Source organism: Streptomyces sp. 8L, assembly GCF_020176795.1.
Taxonomy (GTDB): Bacteria; Actinomycetota; Actinomycetes; order Streptomycetales; family Streptomycetaceae; genus Streptomyces.
In genome coordinates this window covers 1-3,034 of record NZ_JAIUKE010000128.1, presented here as the reverse complement: position 1 = coordinate 3,034, position 3,034 = coordinate 1, and the positions used below count along the sequence as shown (strand labels likewise).

Annotated in this window: 2 protein-coding genes; both read right to left on the bottom strand. The window is 76.4% G+C overall.

The window, feature by feature from the left end; genetic code table 11:
* Positions 1-42 precede the first annotated feature (42 nt).
* A complete protein-coding gene (locus tag LCE31_RS12675; protein ID WP_225014312.1) occupies positions 43-1,230 on the bottom strand; it encodes a DUF5925 domain-containing protein in 1,188 nt (395 codons plus the stop codon).
* A gap of 140 nt (positions 1,231-1,370) precedes the next feature.
* A complete protein-coding gene (locus tag LCE31_RS12670; RefSeq protein WP_225014327.1) occupies positions 1,371-2,135 on the bottom strand; it encodes a polysaccharide deacetylase family protein in 765 nt (254 codons plus the stop codon).
* Positions 2,136-3,034 lie beyond the last annotated feature (899 nt).

The window sequence follows — 3,034 nt, the reverse complement described above, 5'->3', positions numbered from 1 at the left end:
GCTGAGGGCCGGGCCCGGCCCTCAGCCGCGCTTTCCCGGTCGTCACAGGTAGAGGCCGGCCTCCTCCGCGCGCGGCGCGGGCGCCGCGGGGAGGCGCCCGCGCCCGCGGCGCATCGCGTACAGCTCCGCCAGGGTCGCGCCGTCGCGCGCCACCGTGCCCTCCCACGGGACGGCGTCCCGCTCCAGCCAGGCCACGGACTCGGCGTGGGTCAGGCCGCCCACCTCGATACGGGCCAGGCAGCGGCCCGGACGGACCACGGCCGGGTGCAGGCGCTCCAGGTTCTCGTTGGTGGTGACACCGACCAGGACGTTCCTGCCCTGGCCGAGCAGTCCGTCCGTCAGGTTGAGCAGGCGGGAGAGCGCCTGGCCCGCCGCGTGCTTCGCCTCGCCCCTGATGAGTTCGTCGCAGTCCTCAAGGAGCAGCAGCCGCCAACGGCCCCCGCCCGTGTCGTCCTCGCCGATCGCGATGTCCATCAGATAGCCGACGTCGTTGAACAGCCGCTCGGGGTCGAGGACGCAGTCCACCTGGCACCAGTCGCGCCACGAGCGGGCGAGCGTGCGCAGCGCGGACGTCTTCCCGGTGCCCGGCGGCCCGTGCAGCAGGAGGAGCCGGCCCGCGATGTCGTCGGGCGTCACCTTCATCAGGCCGTCCATCGCGTCGGCGACCGGCGCGGTGTAGTTGCCCCGCACCTCCTCCCAGGTGCCCGCGCTGATCTGACGGGTCGTACGGTGCGGGCCGCGCCGCGGCGACACGTACCAGAACCCCATCGTCACGTTCTCCGGCTGGGGCTCCGGATCGTCCTGCGCGCCGTCCGTCGCCTGCCTGTGGATCTCCTGGGCCAGTTCGGACGTGACGGCGGTGACCGTGACGTCCGCGCCGCGGCTCCAGCGGGAGATGAGCATGGTCCAGCCTTCGCCCTCCACGAGGGTCGCGCTGCGGTCGTCGTCGCGGGCCTGCCGCAGCACGGTGGCGCCGGGCGGCCGCAGCGTCAGGCCGGGCTTGACCCGGTCGATCGACGAACTGTGCGAGTAGGGCTGCCGCCCGGTCGCGAAGCGGCCGAGGAAGAGGGCGTCCACGACGTCCGCGGGGGAGTCGCCGTCGTCCAGGGCCAGCCGGAAGGGCAGCGCGTGCTCGGGCGCGACCGCCCTGTCGTCGTGTGCGCCGGCGCCCGTGTCGTCGAATGCGTCCTCGTACGCGCCCTCGGTCCTGTCCTCAGCGTTGGCAGACATGGCAGCCATGATCCGGCACGGGACTGGCCCACGCACGGTCTTTTGTCACCTCCACGGCCCCGGGGCCCCGGTGGTGGGGGGGGGGGGGGCCCCGCCGCCCCCCCGGGGGGGGCGGCCCGCCCCCCGCCCCCCCGCCGACGTCACCCGCGCACCGCGCGTGTCGCCGCCCGCGCCCTGCGCACCAGCGCGTACCCCTTCGTCAGCGCACGGTCCGCGGCGAACGCCCTGCCGATCCCCTCTCCCTCGACCAGCCTGCCGAACTCCTCGATGGACGTTCTGCGCCGCACCGTCAGCCGCGCGAGCGCGTAGGGCCCCTGGGCGCGGCGGGCCGGCGCGTTGCGCACGGCGAGCGACTGGGCGAACCCCGCCTCCCGCACCACGCGCCGCACGCCCCGGTTCGAGTAGCCGAAGGGGTACGCGAACGACACCGGCGCCGTCCCCGTCTCCTGGGCGGTGATCTCCCGGCACCGCCCGACCTCGGTCCGCAGGCGATCGCCCGCCAGCTGGTCGAGCTGCGGATGGGAGTGGCTGTGCCCGCCCATCTCCAGGCCGGCCGCCGCCAGTTCGCGCACCTGGTGCCAGTCCAGCATCGTGTCCGGCGCGCCGCCCGTCCCGTGCCTGCCGCGCAGCCACCCCGTCGACACGAACACCGTCGCGGTGAAGCCGTGCGCGGCGAGGACCGGCAGCGCGTGCCGGTGCACGCCCTCGTAGCCGTCGTCGAAGGTGATCAGCACGGGGCGGGCCGGCAGGGCGGTGCCCCGCCGCCACGCCTCGCCGAGCGCCGCCGTGGTCAGCGGCGTCCTGCCGCGCTCCGCGAGCAGCGCCATCTGCGCGGCGAACGCCTCGGGCGCCACCGACAGCGCCCGTGCGGCGGGGGACGGATGGTGCGCCACCGCGTGGTACATGAGGATCGGCACGGGCCCGCCGTCCCGGCCCACGCCGCCGCCGGCCACCGGGGCCGCGGCGGGCACCCCGGCCGGGCCGCTCACGGCCGTATCGTCCGTGCCGAGTGGCGTGATCGGGCCCGACGAGAAGGAGACCGCGCCGCTCCGGGTGCGTATCCGGCCCACGGCGTAGCCGCCCGCAGTGGTCAGGACCCCCACGACGATCGCCGCCGCGCGCCGCGCGCCGCCCGGCCTGCCGAGTGCCGCGTCGCGCAGCCCCCGTACGATCCCGGCGGGCAGCACGCGTGTCGTGTAGCGGCGTTCGGACTCCAGGCCCCTGGCCGTGCCGACGCTGCGTGCCACGAGCGCCTTCGACAGCCCCTCCGCGTACGCGCGGGCGCGGAAATAGCCGAACCGCTCGCGCGCGGGGGGCACCTTGTGGTGGATGACCGACCGGTCGTCGATCAGGATCACCGCTCCCGGCACCGCGCGCGCGACGCGGATGCACAGCTCGGTCTCCTCGCAGCCGAGCGGGCGCCGGTCGCCGTCCCGTCCGATGCCCGTCGCGAACCCCCCGGCCGCGTCGAACGCCGAACGCCGGAACGACGCGTTGCCGCCCAGCACGTTGCGCACCCGCACCCGCCCGCCCGGCAGGCCCCGGTACGTACATCCGACGATCCAGTCGAACTCCTCGGGGAACCAGGCGGGCCGCCGCCCGGAAGCCCAGGCGGGCAGCGTACGGCCGCCGACTGCGAGGACCCGGTCGTCGTCGTACGCCTCGTCGAAGTGGCGCAGCCCGCCGGGGCCCCCCCCCGGGGCGGCGGGGGGGGGGGCGGCGCTGAAGCTGCTGGCGGCCGAGCCGGGCCACGAGCCCGTCTCGGCGGCGCTCGGCCGGGCGCTGGAGGGCGTACGGGCCGGCG